This window comes from Candidatus Saccharimonadales bacterium (genome assembly GCA_039928925.1).
Lineage (GTDB): Bacteria > Patescibacteriota > Saccharimonadia > Saccharimonadales > Saccharimonadaceae > UBA6022.
Genome location: JBDSSF010000004.1, coordinates 154,372 through 174,194, shown reverse-complemented (window position 1 = coordinate 174,194; position 19,823 = coordinate 154,372). Strand labels below are relative to the sequence as shown.

23 protein-coding genes and 1 other annotated feature are annotated in these 19,823 nt (G+C 41.3%); of the genes, 11 read left to right on the top strand and 12 right to left on the bottom strand.

From position 1 onward, the window contains the following. Positions 1 to 732 (top strand): glycosyltransferase (locus tag ABIS22_04970; protein ID MEO7741236.1); only part of this gene is annotated, 732 nt, incomplete at its 5' end. On the opposite strand, the gene ABIS22_04965 is transcribed toward ABIS22_04970, so the two are convergent. The 7 genes from ABIS22_04965 to ABIS22_04935 are packed head-to-tail and all read right to left on the bottom strand — an operon-like array spanning position 722 to position 5,892. Further along, the gene (locus tag ABIS22_04965) at positions 722 to 1,531 is read right to left on the bottom strand and encodes a thymidylate synthase (GenBank protein MEO7741235.1); all 810 of its coding nucleotides are present in this window, start codon (positions 1,529 to 1,531) and stop codon (positions 722 to 724) included. The two genes, ABIS22_04970 and ABIS22_04965, sit on opposite strands and share 11 nt — an antisense overlap. 8 nt (positions 1,532 to 1,539) lie before the next feature. After that, positions 1,540 to 2,499, bottom strand: coding sequence for a hypothetical protein (locus ABIS22_04960; protein ID MEO7741234.1), 960 nt, complete (start codon positions 2,497 to 2,499; stop codon positions 1,540 to 1,542). Beyond that, positions 2,489 to 3,016 carry an HIT domain-containing protein gene (locus ABIS22_04955; protein MEO7741233.1) on the bottom strand — a complete coding sequence of 176 codons (528 nt, stop codon included), beginning with the start codon at positions 3,014 to 3,016 and terminating at the stop codon, positions 2,489 to 2,491. Before ABIS22_04955 ends, ABIS22_04960 begins: the two co-directional genes overlap by 11 nt. Further along, positions 3,017 to 3,571 (bottom strand): adenylyltransferase/cytidyltransferase family protein, encoded by a 555-nt coding sequence (locus ABIS22_04950; protein ID MEO7741232.1) that lies wholly within the window; start codon positions 3,569 to 3,571, stop codon positions 3,017 to 3,019. A gap of 12 nt (positions 3,572 to 3,583) precedes the next feature. Beyond that, the gene (locus ABIS22_04945) at positions 3,584 to 4,615 is read right to left on the bottom strand and encodes a phosphotransferase (GenBank protein MEO7741231.1); all 1,032 of its coding nucleotides are present in this window, start codon (positions 4,613 to 4,615) and stop codon (positions 3,584 to 3,586) included. Next, on the bottom strand, positions 4,615 to 5,109 hold the full coding sequence (locus tag ABIS22_04940) for a dihydrofolate reductase (GenBank protein ID MEO7741230.1): 495 nt from the start codon (positions 5,107 to 5,109) through the stop codon (positions 4,615 to 4,617). The genes ABIS22_04945 and ABIS22_04940 overlap by 1 nt, the downstream gene beginning before the upstream one ends. 42 nt (positions 5,110 to 5,151) lie before the next feature. Beyond that, on the bottom strand, positions 5,152 to 5,892 hold the full coding sequence (locus ABIS22_04935) for a hypothetical protein (GenBank protein MEO7741229.1): 741 nt from the start codon (positions 5,890 to 5,892) through the stop codon (positions 5,152 to 5,154). A gap of 144 nt (positions 5,893 to 6,036) precedes the next feature. Next, positions 6,037 to 6,165 (top strand) — a sequence feature (ribosomal protein L10 leader region). 56 nt (positions 6,166 to 6,221) lie between these two features. Here ABIS22_04935 and rplJ point away from each other — a divergent pair. The 8 genes from rplJ (at position 6,222) to recR (ending at position 13,523) form a co-directional block, all read left to right on the top strand. Then, entirely contained in the window at positions 6,222 to 6,746 is a 525-nt protein-coding gene (rplJ, locus tag ABIS22_04930) for a 50S ribosomal protein L10 (protein ID MEO7741228.1), read from the top strand. Between the two features lie 30 nt (positions 6,747 to 6,776). After that, complete coding sequence (gene rplL, locus ABIS22_04925) at positions 6,777 to 7,151, top strand: 50S ribosomal protein L7/L12 (GenBank protein ID MEO7741227.1); 375 nt, start codon at positions 6,777 to 6,779, stop codon at positions 7,149 to 7,151. A gap of 220 nt (positions 7,152 to 7,371) precedes the next feature. Then, on the top strand, positions 7,372 to 7,887 hold the full coding sequence (locus tag ABIS22_04920; GenBank protein ID MEO7741226.1) for a hypothetical protein: 516 nt from the start codon (positions 7,372 to 7,374) through the stop codon (positions 7,885 to 7,887). 358 nt (positions 7,888 to 8,245) lie between these two features. Continuing rightward, positions 8,246 to 9,760 carry a DNA polymerase III subunit gamma/tau gene (gene dnaX / locus ABIS22_04915; GenBank protein ID MEO7741225.1) on the top strand — a complete coding sequence of 505 codons (1,515 nt, stop codon included), beginning with the start codon at positions 8,246 to 8,248 and terminating at the stop codon, positions 9,758 to 9,760. Beyond that, entirely contained in the window at positions 9,750 to 11,096 is a 1,347-nt protein-coding gene (dnaB, locus tag ABIS22_04910; protein MEO7741224.1) for a replicative DNA helicase, read from the top strand. Before dnaX ends, dnaB begins: the two co-directional genes overlap by 11 nt. Positions 11,097 to 11,119: 23 nt before the next feature. After that, entirely contained in the window at positions 11,120 to 12,568 is a 1,449-nt protein-coding gene (locus ABIS22_04905) for a hypothetical protein (protein ID MEO7741223.1), read from the top strand. 40 nt (positions 12,569 to 12,608) lie between these two features. Beyond that, entirely contained in the window at positions 12,609 to 12,899 is a 291-nt protein-coding gene (locus ABIS22_04900) for a YbaB/EbfC family nucleoid-associated protein (GenBank protein MEO7741222.1), read from the top strand. Positions 12,900 to 12,905: 6 nt separating this feature from the next. After that, positions 12,906 to 13,523 (top strand): recombination mediator RecR, encoded by a 618-nt coding sequence (recR, locus tag ABIS22_04895; protein ID MEO7741221.1) that lies wholly within the window; start codon positions 12,906 to 12,908, stop codon positions 13,521 to 13,523. A gap of 124 nt (positions 13,524 to 13,647) precedes the next feature. On the opposite strand, the gene ABIS22_04890 is transcribed toward recR, so the two are convergent. Beyond that, the gene (locus ABIS22_04890; GenBank protein ID MEO7741220.1) at positions 13,648 to 13,947 is read right to left on the bottom strand and encodes a hypothetical protein; all 300 of its coding nucleotides are present in this window, start codon (positions 13,945 to 13,947) and stop codon (positions 13,648 to 13,650) included. A gap of 148 nt (positions 13,948 to 14,095) precedes the next feature. On the opposite strand from ABIS22_04890, the gene ABIS22_04885 reads away from it, so the two are divergent. Both ABIS22_04885 and cysS read left to right on the top strand, forming a co-directional pair. Next, complete coding sequence (locus ABIS22_04885) at positions 14,096 to 15,088, top strand: DHH family phosphoesterase (GenBank protein MEO7741219.1); 993 nt, start codon at positions 14,096 to 14,098, stop codon at positions 15,086 to 15,088. Next, positions 15,069 to 16,517, top strand: coding sequence for a cysteine--tRNA ligase (cysS, locus tag ABIS22_04880; protein ID MEO7741218.1), 1,449 nt, complete (start codon positions 15,069 to 15,071; stop codon positions 16,515 to 16,517). Before ABIS22_04885 ends, cysS begins: the two co-directional genes overlap by 20 nt. On the opposite strand, the gene ABIS22_04875 is transcribed toward cysS, so the two are convergent. From ABIS22_04875 to ABIS22_04860, 4 genes are read right to left on the bottom strand one after another with little or no spacing between them, the layout of a single operon-like run. Continuing rightward, entirely contained in the window at positions 16,514 to 17,671 is a 1,158-nt protein-coding gene (locus tag ABIS22_04875; protein ID MEO7741217.1) for an AI-2E family transporter, read from the bottom strand. The two genes, cysS and ABIS22_04875, sit on opposite strands and share 4 nt — an antisense overlap. Positions 17,672 to 17,696: 25 nt before the next feature. Next, positions 17,697 to 18,416, bottom strand: coding sequence for a hypothetical protein (locus ABIS22_04870; protein ID MEO7741216.1), 720 nt, complete (start codon positions 18,414 to 18,416; stop codon positions 17,697 to 17,699). Positions 18,417 to 18,435: 19 nt separating this feature from the next. Then, positions 18,436 to 19,284 (bottom strand): diacylglycerol kinase family protein, encoded by an 849-nt coding sequence (locus tag ABIS22_04865; protein ID MEO7741215.1) that lies wholly within the window; start codon positions 19,282 to 19,284, stop codon positions 18,436 to 18,438. After that, positions 19,281 to 19,817 carry a phosphatase PAP2 family protein gene (locus ABIS22_04860; GenBank protein MEO7741214.1) on the bottom strand — a complete coding sequence of 179 codons (537 nt, stop codon included), beginning with the start codon at positions 19,815 to 19,817 and terminating at the stop codon, positions 19,281 to 19,283. Before ABIS22_04860 ends, ABIS22_04865 begins: the two co-directional genes overlap by 4 nt. Between the last annotated feature and the right edge of the window lie 6 nt (positions 19,818 to 19,823).

Sequence of the window (19,823 nt, the reverse complement as noted above, 5' to 3'; positions counted from 1 at the left end):
GATCCATTTAACTTTTTGGTTAAATATAAAAATGTGTTTCCAAAATATAAAGATCTTTCATGGATATCACTTTCAAATTCACAGCGTAGCGGCATGCCGACCGACACGAATTGGGTAGCAAACATATACCACGGGTTAGACAAAGATACTTTTACGCCCATAGATGTCCCGTCAAATAATTACATTGCATATCTAGGGCGTATCATTGAGCCAAAGGGCGTACATATCGCTATTAAAGCAGTGCAACATTTTAATAAAACTGCAGATATACCATTAATTTTAAAAATTGCCGGCAAACACTATGCTGAACACAGTAAAGATACATACTGGAGTACTCACGTCGAGCCATTTCTAGGTCATGAAATCGAATATATTGGCCACATTAAGTCAGATAGCGAGAAAAGACAATTTCTTGGAAATGCAAGAGCGCTCCTTGTACCTTCTATATTCGACGAGCCATTTGGCATGGTGACAATTGAAGCGCTTGCTTGTGGCACGCCAGTCATAGGACTAGACCGTGGAGCAACACATGAGATTATAGATAACGGTGCTACTGGATATGTCATACCATATATTAATGATAGCGATGCCGTTGCAGCTATATCAGAAACACTCCAGGATATTGATAATCTCAACCGAAAAGATTGTCGCATCTCATTCGAGAAGAGGTTTACAAGTGATCGTATGGCGAGTGATCATGCGCACCTATATGAATCACTTGTTATAAAATAACAAGATCAGCTTTTATATGTGGATGGGATTTGTAGTCTTCTAGGACAAAATTATCCATTGTAAAATCATCAATCGATGTGGGATTACCGATAATTTTTAATTTAGGAAGCTTATACGGCGTCCGTGGTATTTCTTCTTTAGCCTGATCTAATTGGTTTGTATATAAGTGAGCATTTCCGATAGAGACGACTAGTTCACGAGCCTCCAAACCAGTTATATGTGCAACCATATGTAGCAGCATTGCATACTGAGCAATATTAAATGGTAGACCAAGAAAAACATCAGATGAACGTTGGTAAAGATGCATACGGAGTTTACCTTTAGTAACATCAAACTGAAACATTGTATGGCACGGTGGCAGACGCATCTCTTCGAGATCAGCAGGGTTCCACGCACTCACAATAATTGCTTTTGAATCTGGGTTATTCTTAATTTGGTCGATTGCCCATGCAAGCTGATCAATCTCACCACCCCGAGGATCTTTCCAGTGGCGCCACTGAACTCCATACACTGGTCCCAGGTTTAAATCCTTATCAGCAAAATCATCCCAATAGTGGATTTTATTATCCTGCAAATATTTGATATTTGATTCACCCGATACAAACCACAATAATTCATGGGTAAGGATTTTAAACGGCATTTTTTTTGTTGTCAATAATGGGAAACCATGCCGCATATCAAAATGAAGCTGATAGCCAAAAATAGTTTTTAGCGGATGTATCCCGCGTGATGGTTTAGATTTACCATCTTTAAGAATCTTCGCAAGCAGTTCAAGGTATTGATACTCGGGATGTGCCATACTACTCATTATAGCGTATGCCCATTATCTACGATACGTCGAACAACCTTACCACTTTCACGCAGCAAATATACAGCATAGCCATCAGAGTGGTCATGGCGATATACAAATTCAGTTATGGATGTTTCACTAAGCGTACGTGCACAATTTGGGCAGGGAAGAAGATTGAGGAAGAGAGTCGTTTCACTAATATCAATCTGATCTGCAAGTGCAATAGTTAGAAGCTGCATCTCAGCGTGGATTGTATCGTAATGATTTAAATCGTGTGGCTGAGAAAGATTTTTTTCACGACTATTACCATGATGAAGGGCATACGTTTGATAAGGTATGACTTTATTAAACGCAGTTGTTACAAATTCATACTTATCGTTTTTTCGTCGACCGAGCGAAACCCCAGTTTGAAAGCTATTATCAAAAGACTGAGTTGCCACTGAATCAGCGCAGGCAACCATTTCAGATTCTGTAAGCTGCAGGCCTGGATCGGGCAGTGCTATGATAGGTGTATGTTCATTCTCATATGCACGTGCTTCTTGTTCATCGCTGAAAGGTGAAATAAATTTAAAGTTAATATCTTGGTCTTTAAGGATCTTATATGCATCTGAATTATGAAATGCGTACTTCCAAGAGCCATTTATAAGCAGTACTCTCTTTACATGTGAGTGCTCTAAAATATCACTTAGTTCGCTCTGAGCATAATGCAATATAAAAATTTTATGTGTTGAGTTTGAGTATGCGACTTTGTCTACTATGGTCTGTATATCAGACCGTCTGAGCATTTCAAATTGTGGTTGATTTTCAAATCCAACCACATATCTTTCTAGAGATATTCCAAGAATAATATTGCCTTTTGGTAAATATCGCTTCACCAACTGACTAAATCGAGCCACCGACATAAAGCGAGGTGCAGCAATAAAAATTGCATCAAGCTGGTGTATCTCCTTTTTTACAATTTCGTATTTATTCTTCATCTTGATATTTGTCAGCGAACCGTTTACTTAGTTTTGCAATTTTATCGTGCTGAGACTGATATGCCTCCGCATTTTCAATTGGCGTATTCTCAAGCTGTCGATAGTGCCATGTATTAAGATCTGGCTGATCAAACGGTATGCAGTGGAAATGAATATGTTCAACTGTACTCTGTGCAGTTGCACCATCTTTTTGAACAATCTGCATACCCTTGATCCCATGAACTTCCCGGATCATCTTTTTAGCAATATACATAAACTTTCGCATCGTCTCCCATTCACTTGGCGTCAGGTCTTTTACGGATCGAATATGTCGACGTGGGATGATCATAAAATGTCCATCAATATATGCAAAAAGGGCGACCGTCATAACGACACCATTTTCTTCGTAAAAAATGTACTTTTCATTTAAATCACAAAATACACATTTGCCGACTGACTGCCAAATTTCGTCATATGTCCCAGTGACACGTGCATCACGGTACATTATCTGTTTGTCTTTATCGTTGAGTTCGGTCATCTACTTCTCTTTAAGAGGTTCTTTACGGTACTGCATGAAGTCTTTTAGAATATCGCTGAGGTGACCACCAATTGCACGCTGCAAGATCTGAGTCGTAGAAATACTCGTAGATTGACGATCAACAACGACAACCTCGCCGCCGTATTTATCGACAGTCTTATATTCGCGTGACTGCTTGTAGTTTTCGGTCCAATCTTCTTTCACAGTAACAAAAACGTCAGGACGGAGTAGTCCGAGTGATGGCTGACAGCTTGGCTCAGGAAGAATAGTGACAAAGTCAACAAAGCGAAGATACGTTAGCATTTCGGCACGAATTTTTTCGTCGAGTATCGGCTTATTCGGACCTTTGACCTTACTAATCGCATGGTTGCTACTCACACCGACAACAAGAATATCGCCGAGCTCACGTGCTTTTTCCAAGTAGCGGCATTGTCCTGCATGGATAAGATCCCATGAGCCAGCAGTAAAGACAATTTTTTTGTCTTTTGCTTTTAATTGTTCGGAGAGCGTCATTAAATCACTCTGCGAAATGAGCCGTTTTTTCCAATCTCCCATGAAATTCCCCATTCATTGTGCTTTACTATATCGTACCATAGTGTCGCGAATGAGTATATTACGTGTCCGCATGTAATGCTCATTCGATTCAAGTGATTCGTAAGGTGTATGTCTTAAAAACTTATAAAAATCGTGTAGTAGAAAAAAACCAATAAGACCATCTAGAATTTGCCCATGAGAAATTCCACTAAACATGGCTTTATAGTTGAACGCTGATTTACCGCGTTTTGTATACCCAGATGATAAAAAATAGCGTCGAATTTTAAGTTCACTTTTAACTGGACAGTCAACAAATAGAAACGCTAAGGTACGTGCAATATCAAAAATGGGATGACCGTATGACGCTTTTTCAAAATCAATGACACCGGCTAGGCTGATCTCATCAATCTTCCAATAACCACCTTGAGCATTCTCAGAAAAAAGAACATTGCCGCGTACCATATCCATATGAAGTGGCCGCTGATCAGGACTATCCTTCATTAATAATATTAAGGTTCGTAATTTTGTTAGATAGTCATTTTGTATTGAGACGTGTAATTTTTCCTCAAGTGCTCTTGTAACACTTGCATCATTAAAGTACGTTTCCATACGTGTCAAAATCTCAAGAAGTTCCGCGACAATAGTGTGATCTTCAGGCCAACTTACTGACATACTCTCAAGCACGGCATGCATATCGCTCATAGCAAGCCCGAGTAGCTTAATATGCTTTTTTGTATATCCCTCCCAAGGTATCGTAGCTCCAGGAAGATAATTATAAAGCGCTGCATATGTTACCATCTGACGAGACTTGAGTTGTAAGGTTTTTGGGCTATAACGCGCTCGAACTGGAAATCCTTTATTTGATAAATACCCTGAAATTTTGTCTGCACGTGTCATACGGTCAATGATATTTGGCTCTCGTTTATAGAAGATAAGGTTTATAGTTTTCTCATCATTCAAAATAATTGGATATGATTCATTTCGGTAGCCTTTTTGGACATTTTTAATAGTCTTATAATTTAGACCATATTTCGAGAGAACTGCAGGTACGACTGAGCTGTACATTACGAAATCCGGTCAAAAATCACAAAATCATAGTTGTACGGGTTATGTTCATCTTTTGGATGCGATTCACGATTCGTTTCCTGCCACTCATCAAGGTTAATGAGAGGGAATAACGTATCTCCTTCAATTTCTGCATCAATTTGAGTTACATAAAGTCTATCTGCCTGTTCAATAGTCTGGGCGTATATTTGCGCACCTCCAATGATCATTATTTCAGAGTTAGTATCAGTACTGAGCGCCTCGTTTAGCGTATGTGCAACACTCATACCATCCGGTGCATAAGACTCATCACGAGTGACAACGATATTTAGTCGGTCAGAAAGTCCATGGCCTAGACGATTTAAAATAGAATCAGCAGTCGTGCGACCCATGACGACAGTTTTGTGAATTGTAAGTTGCTTAAAATGTTTCAAATCCGCTGGCATATGCCACGGTATATCCTGCGACTTACCTATGACGCGACCGTGTGAATACGCAACAACTAAAGCTATCATCCTCCCAGTGTACCGATTAGATGTCGTATCGTAAAGGAAGGCTTACTTCGGTTTATCCATATGGTCGACATACCCAATATATACAGTGCTGATCGGTATGATAGTTGGACTAGGTTCGTGGAGCCCTATTTGCAGTAATTCGTTATCAAGCTCATACACGACTCTTTGCATAGGGTCATGTTGCTCAACAACAATCCTTCCATACTGTTCGGGAGTTGTGAGTAAAAATGTCATTCTCTTACGAATTTTAAGAGTCCGATCATATACTGGATCATACACTTCAGCTAGCCGTCGATTGCGAGTAACAACAGCGACCCGATTACCTTTACTATCGAGTTCAAGGCTTGTTCTACAGGATAAATTGCATTTAGGATCGCTACTTGTGAATCGTGCAACCGGACTATCAACACTATCAAGAGTATTAATCAGATCACCACATTCAGCTTCAAACTTTTGAAACTCGCTAAGTGGCTTATCGTATGCAACACGTCCTAGGTCTACCGAATTGATATATGAAACAAATCGAGGATCTAACATACATGCAAATCGGCCTTGAATGGTATCCATTGTGCTCAGCTCGGATATAATTTCATGTTGAAGTTTGGCTATTTGAGTTGCCGTAAGGAGCTTGTCTACATTAACGCGGAGCGTATTTGCTTGTTGATATGCGTTTGCGCGAAGCTCGTCTATCTCTAGAATATCCCCAATAATATCACCGTATAAAGGGTGAGTAGGAAACGTCGGAATTTTGTCGTTAAATGGCTGTCTATCATGTCCAGTCATATTAAATATATTATAGCATTTTTTTATATAATATTCAATACTTATCAGATGAATAGGTACTTGAATAGCTTATCTAAGTAATTCTTGATGACACTGAGACATGGATAATGGCCACTGTTGACATTTTGACGACTTTTTTGATATAATTCGTGTTAGACATTACCAAAGACAGTAGCAGCGAGAAATCACTTAATAAAGCTACCGAGGATGTAAACAAACATTTTGCGACAAGTCTTTGGTAGTGCGAGAATCAAAGACTTTTTTAATTCTCGAATTTTAGTACATTAACAACGTGGTTACATAGTATATCAATCAAAGAAAGGACTTTTATGGCAATTACTCGCGATAAAAAGAAAACTTTGGTTGCTGAGATAAGCGACAGTTTACAGAGTGCTAAGATGACTGTGTTCGCACAGTATCAAGGCCTCAGCGTAACTGAAATTCAAGAACTTCGCCGTGCGGCTCGCGCATGTGGTGTAACAATTAAAGTTGTTAAAAACCGACTTGTCCGTGTTGCGTTAGCATCTAACGATGTATACAAAAACACTGACACTTCAGCATTAACAGGTCAGTTACTCTACGCAATTAGCAGCGACGATGAAGTTGCTCCAGCACAAGTATTGGATGCGTTTGCAAAAACACATCCAGCACTACAGTTTGTTGGTGCATTTTCAGGCGTTGGCGCAACTCTTTCTGCTGATGAAGTTAAATCACTTGCTGGGCTACCTAGTAAAGATCAACTTATCGCAGAAGTGGTGGCTCAACTTCTTTCACCAGTTCACGATATTACAAACGCATTGTCTGGTAATCTTCACGCCCTCCTTGATGGTGTGAGTGCCAAAGCAACCAACTAATAATTACATTTTGTATAATAAGGAGCTATCATGGCTGACATTAAAAAAATCGCAGAAGAGCTAACAAAGCTTACTGTACTTGAGGTTAACGACCTTAAAAATATCCTAAAAGACGAATACGGTATTGAGCCAGCTGCTGCAGCTGTTGCTGTTGCCGGTCCTGCTGCTGCATCTGCAGACGCAGAAGACGAAAAGTCTGAATTCACCGTAACACTTAAAGATGCTGGTGCATCTAAAGTTGCCGTTATCAAAGCTGTCAAAGAATTGACTGGCCTTGGTCTTGGTGAAGCAAAAGCACTTGTTGACGGTGTTCCATCAGCAATCAAAGAAAAAGTTAGCAAAGACGACGCAGAAGCTGCTAAAAAAGCTCTTGAAGAAGCTGGCGCAACTGTCGAACTTAGCTAATTTTAACCTGAATACTATGTGACCACAGTTAGTTGCTTCCTATTTACCGCTCTATATCAGGGCGGTATTTTAGTTGCAAGTACAAAATTAACAACGCTTTTGTCGCTACTACTGGAAATCGTGTGGAAAAAGAGTTCAATAATTGACAAACAACAATGTGACTGGTATATATAGAGGTAATATCACTACAAAAATAGACAAAAGGAAATTGCGAGTTACCATGTCTGATTTACCCGAAAAACAAGTCAAACGACTTAAGTCACTCATTCAAGAAGCCGAAACCAACCTTGCAGCAGCAAAAGAACTGCTTATTAGTATTATTGGTGATGATGGCACAACTATCACACCACGCTCCAGTCAGGAAGATGTTAGCGGTAAAGTTGTCGAAGGTGTTTTTGACGGCCAAATTATGCTTGGACCTGATGGAAAGAATTATCCGGTCCCTGCTAACTACGCCAGCAAATCTAAGCTAGTCGAAGGCGACATTATGAAGCTAACTATCGTTGAGGACGGTGGATTTGTCTATAAACAAATTGGCCCAGTCGAACGCAAGCAGATTATTGGAACCCTTGTTCAACATGATGGTGCTTACTACGTTGAAGCTAACGGCAAGGAATACCGAATTCTTCTTGCTAGCGTCACGTACTTCCACATTAGTATCGGTGGACAAGTAACTATTATTGTCCCTCAAGACAACCCAGATGCGACTTGGGCTGCTGTCGAAGCCGCGCTTTAATTAACTCTGTAACTTTTTTATAGTGTCAATTACAATTCCATCTGAAGATGCGGCGTCATTCAACATGTATGCACCTTAAGGATAGTAATTCAATACTCATCATCAAGTGAAGATTCCTTAGTTTATAGTCGTACTAAGAGTTGGCGTCTATCTTGGCGAGACATGCCTGGATGGACAGTTTAGTTCCTACCTTTATAAATCAAGATTTGTAGACGTAGGAGCAAGATTATCGACAAATGAAAGCTAAAGCGCTATATTCATATTATTCACATGAGGTGAAAACAAAAAACGTAAAAATCACGGCAATCTAAGCACACCATCGCGTGTATAATTGCAAGTATGAGCAAGGGAAATAAACATGTCTAAGGCGCTATATCGCAAGTATCGCTCTAAAACACTTGATGAAGTTGTTGGTCAAAAACACGTCACGGATATTCTTTCTCGTTCACTAAAGCAGGGAAGGATATCTCATGCATATCTACTCACTGGTCCAAGAGGAATTGGTAAAACGTCTATTGCACGTATCCTCGCTCACGAAATCAATGGACTGCCCTATGATGAAGAACATACCCATTTAGATATTATCGAAATTGATGCTGCAAGCAACAATAGTATTGAAGACGTCCGTGACCTTCGAGACAAGGTGCAAATAGCACCAGTTTCTGCAAATAAAAAAATCTACATTATCGATGAAGTCCACATGCTTTCAAAAGCAGCTTTTAACGCTCTGCTAAAAACTCTCGAGGAGCCACCAGAGCATGTCGTGTTTATACTTGCAACGACAGATATTGACAAATTGCCAGTAACAATCGTTAGCCGTACTCAACGATTTGGGCTTCATGCCATCACCGCGCATGATGCAACTGAACACCTAAAGCATATTGCTACAGAAGAAAAGATGAAAATTAGCGATGCAGCGCTAGAACTCATCGTCGCACATGGTGATGGCAGCTTTCGTGACAGTATCAGCTTACTCGACCAATTAAGTAGCCTGGCTGACGGTAGCGATGGCATTACAGGTGAACTTGTTCAGCATATTCTTGGACTTGCTCCGGAAGCAACTGTTCAAAATCTGTTGAATGCCTACGATAACAAAGATCTTGGTCAAATCGTTAGTGCGCTTGATGATAGTGAACAGGCAGGTATCGAACCTCGAACCTTAGGAACACAATTGATTCGAACCGTACGAAAACTTATTGTTCAAAAGCCACAATATATAGCTCTACTCGATGATTTACTTACCGTCAACTCGTCATCTCAACCACGTATCAAACTACTCACTATACTAGCCGCCCATGCCGTCCCAAAGCCAAAAACCGTAGCACTTTCCGCACCAAGTCCTACTGTCAGTGCTCCCTTAATTGAACTTGCTAAGCAGGCAACGAGAAAAAAGCCTGAGATGGAGCCTGTTAGCTCTATGCAAACAGCTGCTCCATCTCATTCAACAAAAAAGCCTCAAGAAGTGATGGTCGATGGTGAGTCACATGTCACTCTCATTATTAATGCCGCTAAAGATATGGCTGAGTTTAAGAGTACTAAAAACGTCAAGCTACCAGTAGATTTTGATTGGCAATCACTCATCAATGAGACTCGTACGCATTTCGTGGCGGTCTATAGTGTTCTTAGTAAATGTGACTACGAATATGATGGGCAGACGCTAACAATCTATACAAAAAGTAAATTTTATAAAACAAAGTTAGATGATACAAAACACCGCATAAACCTCATGACATCACTCGAAACAATAGGGATGAATAATATCACCATAGAGACGAACTCAGCCGCTGCTCCACCAAAAGATAGCCAAGCTGCTGCCGTTGCTGCTATTATGGGTGGAGGAGAAGAGGTAGTAGTAGAGAGCGATGCCAGCTAAGGAAGTTGTTGCGGGGAAAGTTCCTCCACAAAATGTTGATGCCGAGATGAGTTTACTCGGTGCTGTTCTAATTGACGAGGAAACACTCGCCGATATCTCTGAGCATGTTACACCCAAAGACTTTTACGATAAGCGTCACGGAACTATATTTGGTGGCATGATGCGTCTATACGAGCACCATCGTCCCGTCGACCTTTTAACTCTTACTGATGAACTAAAAAAGAAAGATGAGTTAGAACTTGTCGGCGGCTCAGCGTATCTAACAGAGCTAACAAACTATGTCCCTACGGCTGCTCATGCTGAAGCGTACGCTGAAATGGTCTCACTTAAAGCTGTCCGTCGGAGGCTTATTAAAGCTAGCGCTGAAATTTCAGAACTTGGCTACGATGAAGATAATACTGCACAGGAATTACTTGGAAAAGCTGAGGCTGAGTTATTCGCCGTTAGTGATCAGACGCTAAAACAAGATCTTGTTAGTATCGAAAGTATTCTTACTGAAAGCTTTGACCGTATGGAAGAATTACACCGCAACAAAGGTGCACTTAGAGGCGTGCGCACAGGCTGGCGTGATCTCGACAATATGACAGCAGGCCTCCAACGATCAGATCTTATCATTCTTGCTGCCCGACCTGCCATGGGTAAGACAACGCTTGTCACTAACCTTGCATATAACATCGCAACTGTTGCAAAACAACCAGTCTTATTCTTCAGCCTTGAGATGAGTAAAGAGCAGCTTGTCGACCGTATGCTCGCAGATGCCTCTGGAGTTGATGCATGGAACATTAGAACAGGTAACTTATCTGATGATGACTTTTCGAAACTATCTGAAGCGATGGGCGAAATGGCTGAGGCGCCAATTTTTATAGACGACACACCTGGAGTGAGCGTACTAGAGATGAGAACGAAAGCTCGTCGCGCTGCCCATGAACAGCCGCTTGGACTTATTATTGTAGACTACTTGCAGCTCATGCAGGGAAGTGGCAACAATAATGGAAACCGTGTGCAAGAAGTGAGTGAGATCAGTCGTGGGCTTAAACTTATAGCTCGTGAGTTAAATGTTCCAGTCATTGGTTTGTCGCAGTTGTCACGTTCAGTTGAGTCTCGCAGCCCACAAATCCCACAGCTTTCAGACCTACGCGAATCTGGATCTATTGAACAGGACGCCGATATTGTTATGTTTATCTACCGCGAAGCATACTATAATCCGGAAACTGAGCGTGAGAACATAACCGATCTGATTATCGCTAAACACCGTAACGGGCCAACTGGCAAGGTTGAACTTTACTTCCACCCAGAACGACTAAGGTTTATGTCACTCGACAAGCGCAGTGAGTAACGTGCTATAATCGTAAGTAATTTATGACAAGGCAAGTCACCGAATTTTTACTATATCGTTGGCGCTATATACTAGGGTACATGCTAGTCGGCGCTGTTTTGGGAATACTTCTTATTTTAGCTGGCCTATACGCACCAGGTGGAATCACAACATCGGAAATGAGTATTGCGGTTAGATCAAGCCTCGTCTCTTATGACCATTTTGATCCAAGTATGATTGTAAACCTACCCTATAGTCTGCTGCAAAAAGCAATATTCTCCACTTTTGGTGTCACCCTACTGAGTATTAAGATTCCATCACTCATCATTGGGTTTTTATCTATATTTGGCCTCTTGCCACTATTTATTCTGTGGTTTAGGCAAAATGTAGCAATTATTACGATCGGCCTTATCATTACTACAGGTCAGTTTCTCTTCATAGCTCAAAGCGGCACGCCAGGTATTATGTTTATATTTTATGCAGTTTGGATACTGCTTGCGGCTACAATGCTTTCCCGACGCGCACGCTTTCCTATCCTCTGGAAAATATTGCTTTTCGTTCTTGTTGCACTAAGTCTTTATACTCCTTTAAGTATCTACATGATCGTTGCATTAGCCGTTGCCGCTGCACTCCACCCACACCTCCGTTACCTTATTAGACGACTTCCACCAACACAAGTTGCTATCGCTGCGACACTGAGCGTTATCATCTTTGCGCCTCTTGGCTATGCACTGCTTAAAGACCCGTCAACATCACTTTTGCTTCTTGGCATACCGTCAGCATGGCCATCATTAGCAGACAACCTCACGTCTCTCCTTCGTCAATATTTTGATTTCACAACACCGCATTCAGGTGTCGTCATAGCACCTGTTTACGGCATGGGATCGATGGCATTAATTCTACTAGGCATCTTCCGACTCTTTACCGTAAAATATACAGCCAGAAGCTACATTATTGGTATATGGTTCCTATTTATTATCCCTGTTGTTATCCTTAGTCCAAAATATGCAAATATACTGTTTGTCCCAATGGCACTTCTGCTTGCCATGGGTGTTCGTACATTGATAATTTACTGGTACCAACTATTTCCAAGAAACCCGTACGCTCGTATAGTCGGTTTAATTCCACTTACAATCTTGATTGCGAGTATGACCATTAGTGGTGCCGAGCGATATATGTATGGATACCATTACGATCCGATGATAGCTCGAAACTTTTCTCAAGATATTCAACTTGTAAATAACCAGTCACCAAAATACAAATCTATTACACTTGTAGTAAGTGGTGATGAAAAACCATTTTACGATGTACTCGCAAAGTATAATAGTAAGTTTATTGTTGAGCAATCGTTCCCGAGTAATAATACTGCCGTGCTTGTCAGTAAGGATGTGCGTTTTCTTGCTCCATTATCCCAAGAACCTGATCAAATCATCACAGACCGACAGTCAACGGATTCAAATCGTTTTTACCTCTACAAAAATGGCCTGGAATAACGTATAATAGCATGCAGTAAACAGACGGAGGAGACCGATTATGGCATTTGACCAAATGAAGATGTTGAACGAGTTGCGTAAAGCACAAAAAGATCTAAAGAAGCAAATTATTGAAGTAGAAGCCGGCGATGGAGCAGTCGTTGTCCAAGTTAATGGTGAATTAAAAGTTCAAAGTATTAAGATTGATGCTGCATCAGTTGACCTCAACGATATCGAGGAACTTGAACACTGGCTAGAAATTGCGATCCGTGACGGCCTTGCAAAAGCACAGGAAGTTGCTGCTGAAAAAATGAAGCCACTCATGGGTGGACTTGGCAACCTAGGACTGTAGGATATTTTGAGTCGACAGTTACTTCCATCGGCACTAACGCATGTGATCGAAGAGTTAGGGCGTCTTCCTGGTGTTGGCGCTCGAACTGCAGAGCGCTATGCCTATTATTTGCTTCGTGCAGATAGCCATGCAGTAGAAAAAATTGCTCACTCTATACAAATCCTTCATAGTGGCGTAAAAGAATGTCCGGTCACATTTGCACTAATAAATAACGACGAGTCAGTTTCGACACTGTACAGTGATCCTGATCGAAATAAGCAGCTCATTGCTGTCGTTGAGGAGCCGCTTGATATAGTTGCACTTGAGCGAACAAACCAGTTCCATGGAACATACCATGTGCTTGGAGGGGCTATTTCACCGATAGACGGTGTAGGGCCTGAAAAATTACATATACCCGAACTGCTAAAGCGGCTTGTTGATGATAACGTTGAAGAGATTATCATTGCAACGAATGCTAGCGTTGAAGGCGAATCAACGGCACTTTTCCTGCAGCGCTACATCAAAGATAATGATATTACCGTTAAGATGACGCGTCTCGCGCGTGGCATACCAGTCGGAGTTGACCTAGAATACGCTGACCAGATTACATTGAGTCATGCACTTGAAGGCCGTCGAGCATTATAGCTCCAAGATAAGTATATTTATTCGCAGACTAAATGTTTGAACTTTATTCAAGCACTTGGTCTGCGAGACAGGAGATGTACTTCCCGAATCGCAGCCCTTAGGCGCCGCAGCGCTAAAGGAGGTATCAGCTGGTTTGATGACGCTCTACATACGCCTCGACCCATGCCTGACCAGCGATAGTTGCACTTCGCCGCGTTTCCGCAACGACATCGAGTGCACGTGCAACTTGCATGGCAGCATTGGTAACAAGCGCAACGTCGAACGGAATTTTCGTACGAAAATCCCTGTCACTCACTGCTTTCTTGATGGCCAGATGTCCGTCGTCAATGCATTTGAGTAGCAATTGACGAGACTCATCGGTCATGTAGATAGCCGCTTCAGCTTCCTCTCTCATTTGTTCGAAAATCGACTGCTGGGATGGCATGTTTTTCTCCTGTCTGTAATCATCATTCGCGGACTATAACAGCTCTAACGAATGAAACACTGTCATCGGTATGATGACAGATTAAACATACTTTAACACTTTTATATGGTATTTGTCAATATTCTAGGAGTACGTTATACTAAAAGGAATGTTTACTGAAGCCAAAACTCTTATAGATACTGCAAAAAAAATTATTGTTATCCAGGCAGAAAATCCTGATGGCGACAGCCTTGGGAGTAGTCTCGCACTCGAAGAAATACTTGGTGATCTCGGAAAAGATATAATCTTATACTGTCCTGTTGAGATTCCTAAATATCTTCACTACATTAATGGCTGGGATAGAGTAGTCGGTGATTTCGATACAAATGCCGATATAGCAATTATCGTCGATACGAGTGCTGACGTACTCATTACTAAAGTACTAGAAGCTCCAGGAGTCCGTAGCTACCTCGAATCACATCCTGTTCTTGTAATAGACCATCACACAACTAAATCGACATTGAGTTTCGATCATACAATGCTTGCGAGTGATGCTGTTGCGACAGGACAAATGCTTTATGGACTTGCCACCGAATCTGGCTGGACAATTAACCAACAGGCAGCTGAAAACATGCTCATTGCAATGTTGTCAGACAGTCTTGGTCTCACGACGCAAAATGTATCTCCTGAAACATATGCAGTGGCTGGTAAATTAACTGCACTTGGCGCTTCAAGCTCTACCATTGAGGGTAGGCGTCGTGAGTTTATGAAAAAATCAGCTGAGATTCTATCCTACAAAGGTGAATTAATTAGTCGCATTGAATACCTATTAAACGGAAAACTTGCTGTTGTACATATACCATGGGAAGACATTCAAAAATATAGTGATCAATATAATCCCAGTGTTCTTGTGCTTGATGAAATGCGCCTAGTAGAAGGTGTTGAAATAGGTGTCGCTATCAAAACTTATCCTGATGGTAAAGTCACCGGCAAGTTACGTGCAAATATTCCAATTGCAGAGCAGGTCGCAGGTTTCTTTGGCGGTGGTGGACACAAGTATGCAAGTGGCTTTCGCGCGTACGAAGACTACGATACAATCATATCTGAATTAGTAACAGCAACCGATAAGGCGCTTCGCGACTATGACACTACAACTCCATAATACGCTTACTAAAACGCTAGAGCCGTTTGCTCCAATCAACGCCGAGCTTGTTACCATATATAGCTGTGGTCCGACTGTTTATGATCACGTCCATATCGGTAATCTCAGCGCATTTATTGCTGCCGATACTCTCCGTCGTGTTGTTGCAGCAAACGGATATAATGTTAAGCACGTCATGAATTTCACTGATGTTGATGATAAGACGATCAGTAGAAGCGCAAAGACATATCCAGATCTTGAACCTATGGATGCATTAAAGAAACTAACAACTCACTACGGTGATACATTTTTACAAGATATGGTATTAACAGGTAGTGATACTAACGCTCTAACATTTATAAAAGCGACTGATGTTGCAACGATCGATGGTATGAAGCTGCTTATTACAGAACTACTAGAATTAGGTTTTGCATATATCGCTGACGATGGTGTTTATTTTTCTATAGAAGCATACAAAAAATCTGGCAAAACTTATGGTCAGTTAGTACACCTTACTGAGTCTAATACCTCAAATGAGCGTATTCAAAATGATGAATATGATAAAGATTCAGTACATGATTTTGCACTTTGGAAAACGAAGAAGCCCGGAGAGCCAAGTTGGGCGTTTGAATTAAATGGACATGATCTCGCTGGACGACCTGGCTGGCACATTGAATGCTCAGTTATGAGTCTTCAAGGCCTTGGGCAACCATTTGATATTCATACAGGCGGTATAGATCTTGCATTCCCTCACCATGAAAATGAGATTGCTCAGAGTACTGCAGGGAAAAATAATTCAATATATGCGAGTATGTTTGTTCATAACGAGCATGTACTTGTCGACGGAAAAAAGATGAGCAAAAGTCTTAATAATTTTTACACCTTGGCTGATTTAACTGCAAAAGGTATTGATCCACTCGCTTTCCGTCTTCTTGTGCTCCAATCACATTATCGTCATCAAACTAACTTTAGTTTTGATAATGTTGAAGCAGCAGCAAATCGATTAAAAAACTGGCGTACAGTCAGTGCACTCCGTCACCAGACGCATGATACACTACGCGATGATGGGGATAAGAGATCCGATGACAATGCGGTCTCACTATACGCAACACCACAGGCTATCATAGAGGCTCTATCACGAGACTTAGATACTCCGGAAGGACTTCGTATCATTGACGAAGCATTTACAAGACTAACATCAGCAAATATTTCCGATATTCATAGACAGCCTCTCGTGCAACTACTTGAAACTATTGATCTTGTTCTTGGCCTACAATTAATTGCAACAACACCTGACATTACAGATACCCAGAAGCAACTTATCTTAGAGAGACAGCGGGCTAGAGATACAAAAAACTGGCAAGAGTCTGATCGTATTAGGGACGAACTTGCAAAAAGAGGTATCGCTATCCGCGATACCTCTCATGGCCCAATCTGGGAATATCTTTAAATTTCTTCTTGAACAATAGTCTCTTTATCTTTTCCTTGTAATTTTTTCACAAGTTTTTCTAACGGTCTCTCACTTTTTTTACGTTTGTGTTTTGCACGCTCTAAGTAATCTTCAACGAGAACTTTGATGCATCCGGCAATTGGAATTGAGATAAGACCACCAGCGATACCAAAAACGTATAGTCCGATCGTTATCGCAACTAGGACCGCTAATGCTGAGAGCTCCACTCGCTTCGATTGAATAACAGGTGATATGAAGTTATTCTCAATCTGTTGATAAATAATAAAGTATACAGCAAATATGATACCTGCCGTGACATTGTTGAACAGCAATAATAGGCTAATGATAATACCACCAATTGTGGCACCAAACATTGGAATCAGTGATAATACAAAGGCTATAGCAGCAGACGGAAGTGCTAAGTTAAGCGGAAGGTGGAAAACAAGTGAAAGAATAAACACTACGATTCCTGCGAGTGTTGCATCGATACCCGAGACAGTCAGTTGACCAGTAACGTAACCGGTTACAACGTTGTACATACGCTTTGCAAGAGAACGGTGTGCTTCCATGCGATCTTGATCAGTATATACACCCCAGATGCGTTTCAGCCAAACCGGGCCCTCGATGAGCATCAAAAATGACAAGACGAGTGTCAAGAATGTTGCTGCGATAACGGATAGCACTGAGCCAAGCCCATTGATAAGTGTTGAGCCTGCGTTTGCAGCCCAACCGGAGGCATTATTCTTAAGACTATTTAATGCGCCGTCAAGCTGAGGCTGAAGATTGTGGTCAGCTATAAAGTGACTCAAACCTTGCCATTTAGAAGTCGCGTCATTAACAAGACCAGGGACTGTCTCGATGAATTTTGCTGTCTGTTCGACGATAGGTGGTACAACGAGGAAAACAAACACACCAATTAAAAGAACAACGATAATGTAGGCAATGGCCGTTGCGCCAACTCGACTCCTGCCAGGCAAAATCCGCGCAACACGGCTAACTGGCCCGTTAAGTGCCATCGCTAGAAAAAAAGCTGCTCCGATAATAATGAGTGCAGATAACGCACTATATATTGCCAATAGTGCAAGCGCAAAACCAATAACAACTAGCCAAAAACGAACAAATGTTCTTGTATCTATTTCAATCTGTACTTTCATAAGTATATTCCTCACTTTCCTTGCATTATACCACGGATGATTGCCCATTTGAGCCAGGTCGTCTTGGTGTCGTAAGCGGAAGTATGCGTGCAACCAATATAATAGCCAATAGCACAGCAAAGCCACACATAATCGATGGGATACCGCCGATGGTTGTTGGATCGATAATATTAAAAAATGTTGTCGGTATAATAAAGACAGCGTAGCCTAGAACTAAGGCCCGAAGCTCTTTTTTATGTGCATGTCCATCAGACCAGCCATATGCAAGTGCGGCACTGACAAGCAACCAGCCATAGTAGTATAGTCCGTATACCCAGGAAGCTGTTTCATGAAGATCAAACACAGCATAGTTAGCTCGGCATACTTGACCTGCCATCGAATGAGTGACGAATACAAAATAGTATATGAATGCAGCCGCTGTTACGTACGCCGCTGCAACTAATAAGGCTGCCTTCTTCTTAGCAAGTACAATACATAGATGAAGACCAAGTGGCGGGAGGAGTGTAATCGCCATGTAGCCTAAACGAGCCCACTCAACTCCCGTTAAGCCAAGACCACCGCAAAGCATATATTCTGCACCTTGAAAAATGGCAAGTGAAATAAGAATACATACAACGAGCCGACTGATCGTCGTTAACTTATATCGCCAAACCGTATATAGCGCTAAACTAAGCTCCAATATCAGTGTAGCCAGCATAACTGGTGGGGAAAAACAGTATAACTTTCCTGAATATTTTTTAAACATTTATCAGTAGTATACCGTATTATTTTAAGATTCGTAGCGATTTCGAACGAATTTCAAATGTAAGAGGAAGATGCATTTTACTCACTTCTCCATCGTGAGATACGTGTATTGACTTTCGCTTTGCCTCAATTGTCATGGTTTTGGTCGTGAAGACTTCAAATTCTTTAAGGAGATGTGCGGTACCTAAAATAACGCGAATACCTATCATTACGACATGAATGCGCGATGCAGCTCGCACAACAACAACACCTAGCTCACCACTCACAAGACTCTTTCGTGTTGTAACGCCCATATCTGTCATGTCATAGAGATTATTACCGACAAATACAAATGGAGTTTTGATCCTACGACCGTCTAGTACAATATTGTATCTGTGAAATCTTATGAATGCTGATATAGTACCGACGATTGCAGCTGGCCATTTCCCAATCCTGGATTCATATTCCTCTCGTACTTTTAGTGATGCAGGGTAGATTCCAAAGCTTACATTATTAATGAATACCTTATTATTCACCGATCCAACATCAACTACCGACAATTTTGCATGTGCTAAACGGGCAAGCGCTTTATCGATCTCTCGTGGTATACCGAGATCTTTTGTGAAGTGATTGAGCGTTCCACCAGGAAGAGGGGCGAATGTCGCTTTCGTACCCGCAACTATACCTGCAATACTGCTTATAGTGCCATCTCCACCGATGGCAGCGATTGTTAGACCAGCTTCTATATACGGCTTAAGCTGATGCTCTATCTTATGGCTAAGCGGAATTAGCTTAATAATTTTAATACCGTTACTCTCACACTTTATACGTAGCTCTTTGGCACTTAAGCTCGTCCCAGATTTTGGATTGTAAACAAGGACTATATTCATATTGTTGGCGCTACAATATAGATAATAATACTAAGACCAACAAGCCCGAGTATCCAGCCGAATATAACATCACTGGGGAAATGAGCACCTAAGTAAACGCGAGACACTCCAATTCCAATAATAAGTAACGCTAAAAGCGCAGAGACAATGACGTTGAGTGGTTGCGGTAACAACTGGAACGCCAGATACGCCAATAAACCAAAGATCACAGTCGATCCTGCCGTATGTCCACTTGGAAAACTATAACTTTTTATAACCATATGTGAAACATATTCTGTAGCAGGACGATCACGCTCAAATGTATATTTAATAATCGTATTTATCCCCATCGTTGATAGCGCAACTATACTCGCAATTAATAGTCTTTGATTGAATCGAAAAATTGCAAATGCAGCAATGATTAAACCAATTGAAATTGTTACAATCGGCTGACCGATAAATGACATTAGAAGAAAAGGGGTCTTGAGCCAGGTCGGTAATGTTGCGATGTAGCCACTAACAACGTGGTCGAATTGATGAAGCAGTTGTTTCATATTATT

Excerpts from the sequence above, each read along its gene's own strand:
- ABIS22_04860 (MEO7741214.1), bottom strand. The coding sequence starts at position 19,817 with ATGAAACAACTGCTTCATCAATTCGACCACGTTGTTAGTGGCTACATC.
- ABIS22_04950 (MEO7741232.1), bottom strand. The coding sequence starts at position 3,571 with ATGGGAGATTGGAAAAAACGGCTCATTTCGCAGAGTGATTTAATGACG.
- rplJ (MEO7741228.1), top strand. The coding sequence starts at position 6,222 with ATGGCAATTACTCGCGATAAAAAGAAAACTTTGGTTGCTGAGATAAGC.
- ABIS22_04890 (MEO7741220.1), bottom strand. The coding sequence starts at position 13,947 with ATGCCATCCCAGCAGTCGATTTTCGAACAAATGAGAGAGGAAGCTGAA.
- ABIS22_04875 (MEO7741217.1), bottom strand. The coding sequence starts at position 17,671 with ATGAAAGTACAGATTGAAATAGATACAAGAACATTTGTTCGTTTTTGG.
- ABIS22_04945 (MEO7741231.1), bottom strand. The coding sequence starts at position 4,615 with ATGTACAGCTCAGTCGTACCTGCAGTTCTCTCGAAATATGGTCTAAAT.
- ABIS22_04905 (MEO7741223.1), top strand. The coding sequence starts at position 11,120 with ATGACAAGGCAAGTCACCGAATTTTTACTATATCGTTGGCGCTATATA.
- ABIS22_04960 (MEO7741234.1), bottom strand. The coding sequence starts at position 2,499 with ATGAAGAATAAATACGAAATTGTAAAAAAGGAGATACACCAGCTTGAT.
- dnaX (MEO7741225.1), top strand. The coding sequence starts at position 8,246 with ATGTCTAAGGCGCTATATCGCAAGTATCGCTCTAAAACACTTGATGAA.
- ABIS22_04885 (MEO7741219.1), top strand. The coding sequence starts at position 14,096 with ATGTTTACTGAAGCCAAAACTCTTATAGATACTGCAAAAAAAATTATT.
- ABIS22_04865 (MEO7741215.1), bottom strand. The coding sequence starts at position 19,284 with ATGAATATAGTCCTTGTTTACAATCCAAAATCTGGGACGAGCTTAAGT.
- ABIS22_04900 (MEO7741222.1), top strand. The coding sequence starts at position 12,609 with ATGGCATTTGACCAAATGAAGATGTTGAACGAGTTGCGTAAAGCACAA.
- ABIS22_04955 (MEO7741233.1), bottom strand. The coding sequence starts at position 3,016 with ATGACCGAACTCAACGATAAAGACAAACAGATAATGTACCGTGATGCA.
- ABIS22_04920 (MEO7741226.1), top strand. The coding sequence starts at position 7,372 with ATGTCTGATTTACCCGAAAAACAAGTCAAACGACTTAAGTCACTCATT.
- rplL (MEO7741227.1), top strand. The coding sequence starts at position 6,777 with ATGGCTGACATTAAAAAAATCGCAGAAGAGCTAACAAAGCTTACTGTA.
- ABIS22_04935 (MEO7741229.1), bottom strand. The coding sequence starts at position 5,892 with ATGACTGGACATGATAGACAGCCATTTAACGACAAAATTCCGACGTTT.
- ABIS22_04940 (MEO7741230.1), bottom strand. The coding sequence starts at position 5,109 with ATGATAGCTTTAGTTGTTGCGTATTCACACGGTCGCGTCATAGGTAAG.
- ABIS22_04965 (MEO7741235.1), bottom strand. The coding sequence starts at position 1,531 with ATGGCACATCCCGAGTATCAATACCTTGAACTGCTTGCGAAGATTCTT.
- cysS (MEO7741218.1), top strand. The coding sequence starts at position 15,069 with ATGACACTACAACTCCATAATACGCTTACTAAAACGCTAGAGCCGTTT.
- ABIS22_04870 (MEO7741216.1), bottom strand. The coding sequence starts at position 18,416 with ATGTTTAAAAAATATTCAGGAAAGTTATACTGTTTTTCCCCACCAGTT.
- dnaB (MEO7741224.1), top strand. The coding sequence starts at position 9,750 with ATGCCAGCTAAGGAAGTTGTTGCGGGGAAAGTTCCTCCACAAAATGTT.